This is a genomic window from Pseudomonas sp. SDO5532_S415 (assembly GCF_054071155.1).
In genome coordinates this window covers 1-4,638 of record NZ_JBSVWS010000275.1, presented here as the reverse complement: position 1 = coordinate 4,638, position 4,638 = coordinate 1, and the positions used below count along the sequence as shown (strand labels likewise).

Below are 4,638 nucleotides of genomic sequence, written 5' to 3'. Positions count from 1 at the left end.
CAAATAAAACTGTGGGAGCGAGCCTGCTCGGGAAAGCGGTTTCACATTCAAAAACGATGTTGACCGAACCACCGCCTTCGCGAGCAGGCTCGCTCCCACAGGGAGGTATTACTCTAGCGTTTAGATCACAGGCACGTTGCCAACGCCGCCAACCGGCGTTTGGCGACGAAGTCATCCTGCTGCGCGTAATAACTCAGCACCGTGCCTGACGCATCGGTGGTCACGTCCACGAAGGACTCCGCCGAACGCGTGTACACGGTCGTGCCACCCCTCTCGCCTGGCTGCAGATAGCCGCTGGCATCGACACCGAACACCGCTTCGTCCTGCCAGGAAAACTGCACGCACTGGGCCACGACTTTTTCCGGCTTGTCCGAGTTCAGGGTCTTGTACGGGGGTTTGCTGCGGGCGTCGCTCATCACCGAGCCCGCGCACCCGGCCAGCATTGTCACGGCCAGCGCCACCATCAGAATTCGCATTGCAGTCGCTCATCAGGAAAAAGCGGACTTTATCACTGTGGCAGGGCTTACCGATCTGCTTTACTGCATTTACATCTATCGAAGGAGCGACCATGGCTGCACCCGAACAACACCATGAACAAGCACTGAAGCGCTTTCTCGATGAGCGTCCCGAACTTCGCGCCGAGCTGGACAACCTCAATCCGCTGCTCGCTCAGGCCAAGGGCGAAACCCTCGCGCAGTTTCGCGACGAGCGTTTGCACGAAGCCTTCGAGGCCGAAGCCGAGCGCCTTGGCCTGTTTGCCTGGGAATTGACACTGCAACTGACCGCCGCCACACCTGAGGACTACGAGGCCCAGCGCCTGGAAGTGCACAGGGAAGTGGCCGAGATGGCCGGGATGGATTGGCTGGAGTACTGCGATCTATACGGGTTGGGTGATCAAACTTGATGGCAGCTTCGCCTGTGAGTCCGCTTTCGCGAGCAGGCTCGCTCCCACAGGGATTTGTGTCGTATACACAATTGAATTCCACTGCAAAACCCTTGTGGGAGCGAGCCTGCTCGCGAAGGGGCCAGCAAAGACAACATCGATTTAGCCGCCCCGCCGATAAAGCTTTATCATGGCCGCAGTTTCGCTGATCGAGTCCGTCATGAAGTTCGCCATCGCCGTGTTTTGCGCCGCCCATGCGCCCTCCTCGCGCCGTGCCTTGTTGTTCGCCCAGGCCGCGCTGGCCGGCGGGCATGAGATTGTCCGGCTGTTTTTCTACCAGGATGGCGTCTACAACGCGTCCAGCAGCGTGGTCACGCCCCAGGACGAACTGGATTTGCCCAAACAATGGCGCGCCTTCGTCAGCGAACAGCAACTGGACGGCGTAGTCTGCATCGCGGCTGCGCTGCGCCGTGGCGTGTTGAACGAGGAAGAAGCCAGGCGCTATCAGCGTGAGGCGGTAGCCATCGACACACCATGGGAGTTGTCGGGCCTGGGTCAATTGCATGACGCGGTGCAGGACGCCGACCGCCTGATCTGTTTCGGAGGCGACTGAAATGGCCAAATCCATGTTGATTATCAGCCGTCAGGCGCCGTGGTCCGGGCCGGGTGCGCGGGAAGCGCTGGACATCGTGCTGGCCGGGGGCGCGTTCGATCTGCCGATCGGCCTGCTGTTTCTCGATGACGGCGTGTTCCAGCTTGCGACGAAACAGGACGCCAAGGCCCTGCAACAGAAAGACTTGAGCGCCAATTTGCAGGCCTTGCCGATGTTTGGCGTCGAAGAACTGTTTGTCTGCGCTGAAAGCGTGGCCCAGCGTGGCCTGGACTCCAGCGCTCTGTCGCTGGAAGAAGCCCGGGTGCTGGCCACCCATGAAATCACTGCACTCATTGACCGTTACGACCAGGTGATCACCCTCTGATGTCGACTTTGCATGTGTTGTCTCATTCCCCGTTCGGCGACGACCGCCTGAGCAGTTGCCTGCGACTGATCGGCGCCGACGATGCGCTGCTGCTGTCCGGTGACGCGGCCTATGCCTTGCAACCGGGCACCGCACCCTTCACGGCTCTCGAGGCTCGTGGCTTGAAACTCTATGTCCTGGCCGAAGACGTCCAGGCCCGGGCGATTGAGGTGCCGGACTGGGCCGAGTCCATCGACTATCCGGCCTTCGTCGAGTTGTCGATCCACCACGACAAGGTCAACAGTTGGTTATGAATTCCCTGACGGTCGGCGCCCGCGCCATCGAGTTGGACAAGGACGGTTTTCTGGTCGAGCTCAATGACTGGTCCACCGACGTCGCCAGCGCCCTGGCGGCCGCCGAAGACATCGAGTTGACTCCTGCACACTGGGAAATCCTCGAACTGCTGCGCAGCTTTTACGCCGAGTTCCAGCTGTCACCGGCCACCCGCCCGCTGATCAAGTACACCGCATTGAAACTCGGCCCGGACAAGGGCAACAGCCTGCACCTGAACCGATTGTTCAAAGGCACACCCGCCAAACTCGCCGCGAAACTGGCGGGCCTGCCCAAACCGACGAATTGCTTATGACCGATTACACAGCGCTGACCCTCGAAACGCCCGCCGAACATCCGTTCGCCCAATTCGTACGCATCCTTGGCAAAGGCAAGCGCGGCGCTCGCGACCTGACCCGCGAAGAAGCCCGCCAGGCCATGGGCATGGTGCTCGATGAGCAGGTCGAAGAGACCCAACTCGGCGCATTCCTGATGCTGCTGCGGCACAAGGAAGAAAGCGCCGAGGAAATGGCCGGGTTCACCGAAGCTTTGCGTGAGCGCTTGCAGCCACCGGCATTGAACGTCGATCTGGACTGGCCGACCTACGCCGGCAAGAAGCGTCATCTGCCGTGGTATCTGCTGGCGGCCAAGTGCCTGGCGCAGAACGGCGTGCGGATTTTCATGCACGGCGGCGGCGCACATACCGCGGGGCGGCTGTACAGCGAACAATTGCTACACGCGTTGAAAATCCCGCTGTGCCGTAACTGGCAGCAAGTCGGCGCGGCACTGGACAACGGCGGCCTGGCCTTCATGCCGCTGGTGGACTGGGCTCCCCAGTTGCAACGCATGATCGACCTGCGCAACACCCTGGGCCTGCGCTCGCCGATCCACTCCCTGGCGCGGATTCTCAATCCGCTGGGTGCCCGTTGCGGCTTGCAAAGCATTTTCCACCCTGGCTATCAGGCGGTGCATCGCGATGCCAGCGGCCTGCTCGGCGACACGGCAATCGTGATCAAGGGCGATGGCGGCGAAATCGAAATCAACCCGGATGCCGACAGCCATCTGTACGGCACGACGGGCGGTGAGAGTTGGGACGAGGAATGGCCGCAGCTGTCGAGCCAGCGCCACGTCAAACCGGCCAGCCTCGACCCCGAGCACCTCAAAGCCGTATGGCGTGGCGATGTGGTCGACAGTTATCCGCAAATGGCCCTGGTTTCGACCATGGCCCTGGCCTTGCGCGGCCTCGGCCAGACCCGCGAGCAGGCCTTCGAAACCGCCCAAAAATATTGGGATGCGCGAGACAAATCGATTTAATCGATAGTGACCCTTTAATCTTTGCGCTTTTATATCGAACCTATCGGAATAGACTCCTCTCCAACGCTTACTGGTTGAGGAGTCTTGGACATGGGTTTGCTCGTTGAAGGTCGCTGGCAGGACAAGTGGTACGAAAGCAAGGATGGCGCGTTCCAGCGCGAACAGGCGCAGCGTCGCCACTGGGTTACCGCTGACGGCCAACCCGGCCCGAGCGGTATCGGTGGCTTTGCTGCCGAGGCGGGTCGCTATCACCTCTACGTGTCCCTGGCCTGTCCGTGGGCTCATCGCACGCTGATCTTGCGCAAACTCAAGGGGCTGGAAAGCCTGATCGACGTGTCGGTGGTCAGCTATCTGATGCTGGAAAACGGTTGGACTTTCGACAAGTCCCACGGCTCCACCGGCGACAAACTCGACCACCTCGAATTCATGCACCAGCGCTACACCGCCGATGCCGCCGACTACACCGGCCGTGTCACCGTGCCGGTGCTCTGGGACACGCAGCAAAAACATATCGTCAACAATGAATCGGCGGAAATCATCCGCATGTTCAACAGCGCCTTCGATGAGTTGACCGGCAACGATCTGGACTTCTATCCGGCGCCGCTGCGTAGCGAGATCGACGCGCTGAACGAGCGCATCTATCCGGCGGTGAACAATGGCGTGTACCGCGCCGGTTTTGCCACCTCGCAGCAAGCCTATGAAGAGGCGTTCGACGCGTTGTTTGTCGAATTGGATCGACTTGAACAGCTGCTAGGTGCCAACCGTTACTTGACCGGTGAATACCTGACCGAAGCGGACATCCGCCTGTTCACCACGCTAATCCGCTTCGATGCGGTGTATCACGGCCACTTCAAGTGCAACCTGAAGCGGATTGCCGATTATCCGAACCTGTCGAACTGGCTGCGGGAGATCTATCAGTGGCCAGGGATTGCCGAGACGGTGGACTTCACCCACATCAAGCATCACTACTACGGCAGTCACAAGACCATCAATCCGACGGGTGTTGTGCCTAAAGGTCCGGCGCAGGATTTCACCGCGGCCCATGATCGGGCGCGGTTGAGCGGCAAAGGGGTTTGGCGCAGGGTTTAAAATTTGTGGAAATTTTGAGGCCCCCATCGCGGGCAAGCCCGCTCCCACAGGTCCCGTGGTTGGCAC

Annotated in this window: 8 protein-coding genes; 7 read left to right on the top strand and 1 reads right to left on the bottom strand. The window is 60.3% G+C overall.

Annotation, left to right across the window (positions count from 1 at the left end):
* Positions 1–125 precede the first annotated feature (125 nt).
* On the bottom strand, positions 126–476 hold the full coding sequence (locus ACW9HW_RS28960) for a hypothetical protein (protein WP_457402734.1): 351 nt from the start codon (positions 474–476) through the stop codon (positions 126–128).
* A gap of 92 nt (positions 477–568) precedes the next feature.
* Between ACW9HW_RS28960 and ACW9HW_RS28955 the strand changes: the two genes are divergently transcribed.
* From ACW9HW_RS28955 to ACW9HW_RS28925, 7 genes are all read left to right on the top strand, one after another.
* Positions 569–904, top strand: a complete 336-nt coding sequence (locus tag ACW9HW_RS28955; RefSeq protein WP_457402732.1) for a DUF6388 family protein — start codon at positions 569–571, stop codon at positions 902–904.
* Positions 905–1,103: 199 nt separating this feature from the next.
* Positions 1,104–1,496 carry a sulfurtransferase complex subunit TusD gene (gene tusD, locus ACW9HW_RS28950; protein ID WP_457402736.1) on the top strand — a complete coding sequence of 131 codons (393 nt, stop codon included), beginning with the start codon at positions 1,104–1,106 and terminating at the stop codon, positions 1,494–1,496.
* A 1-nt stretch (position 1,497) separates the two neighbouring features.
* Complete coding sequence (gene tusC, locus ACW9HW_RS28945; RefSeq protein ID WP_457402730.1) at positions 1,498–1,860, top strand: sulfurtransferase complex subunit TusC; 363 nt, start codon at positions 1,498–1,500, stop codon at positions 1,858–1,860.
* Complete coding sequence (gene tusB / locus ACW9HW_RS28940; RefSeq protein ID WP_457402728.1) at positions 1,860–2,153, top strand: sulfurtransferase complex subunit TusB; 294 nt, start codon at positions 1,860–1,862, stop codon at positions 2,151–2,153. The genes tusC and tusB overlap by 1 nt, the downstream gene beginning before the upstream one ends.
* Positions 2,150–2,485 carry a TusE/DsrC/DsvC family sulfur relay protein gene (locus ACW9HW_RS28935; RefSeq protein WP_095192692.1) on the top strand — a complete coding sequence of 112 codons (336 nt, stop codon included), beginning with the start codon at positions 2,150–2,152 and terminating at the stop codon, positions 2,483–2,485. Before tusB ends, ACW9HW_RS28935 begins: the two co-directional genes overlap by 4 nt.
* Positions 2,482–3,483 carry a glycosyl transferase family protein gene (locus tag ACW9HW_RS28930; protein ID WP_457402726.1) on the top strand — a complete coding sequence of 334 codons (1,002 nt, stop codon included), beginning with the start codon at positions 2,482–2,484 and terminating at the stop codon, positions 3,481–3,483. Before ACW9HW_RS28935 ends, ACW9HW_RS28930 begins: the two co-directional genes overlap by 4 nt.
* Before the next feature lie 90 nt (positions 3,484–3,573).
* Complete coding sequence (locus tag ACW9HW_RS28925) at positions 3,574–4,572, top strand: glutathione S-transferase family protein (RefSeq protein ID WP_457402724.1); 999 nt, start codon at positions 3,574–3,576, stop codon at positions 4,570–4,572.
* Positions 4,573–4,638 lie beyond the last annotated feature (66 nt).

Bases quoted from the DNA above. Each gene is read 5' to 3' on its own strand.
- ACW9HW_RS28960 (WP_457402734.1), bottom strand. From the start codon at position 476: ATGCGAATTCTGATGGTGGCGCTGGCCGTGACAATGCTGGCCGGGTGC.
- ACW9HW_RS28955 (WP_457402732.1), top strand. From the start codon at position 569: ATGGCTGCACCCGAACAACACCATGAACAAGCACTGAAGCGCTTTCTC.
- tusD (WP_457402736.1), top strand. From the start codon at position 1,104: ATGAAGTTCGCCATCGCCGTGTTTTGCGCCGCCCATGCGCCCTCCTCG.
- tusC (WP_457402730.1), top strand. From the start codon at position 1,498: ATGGCCAAATCCATGTTGATTATCAGCCGTCAGGCGCCGTGGTCCGGG.
- tusB (WP_457402728.1), top strand. From the start codon at position 1,860: ATGTCGACTTTGCATGTGTTGTCTCATTCCCCGTTCGGCGACGACCGC.
- ACW9HW_RS28935 (WP_095192692.1), top strand. From the start codon at position 2,150: ATGAATTCCCTGACGGTCGGCGCCCGCGCCATCGAGTTGGACAAGGAC.
- ACW9HW_RS28930 (WP_457402726.1), top strand. From the start codon at position 2,482: ATGACCGATTACACAGCGCTGACCCTCGAAACGCCCGCCGAACATCCG.
- ACW9HW_RS28925 (WP_457402724.1), top strand. From the start codon at position 3,574: ATGGGTTTGCTCGTTGAAGGTCGCTGGCAGGACAAGTGGTACGAAAGC.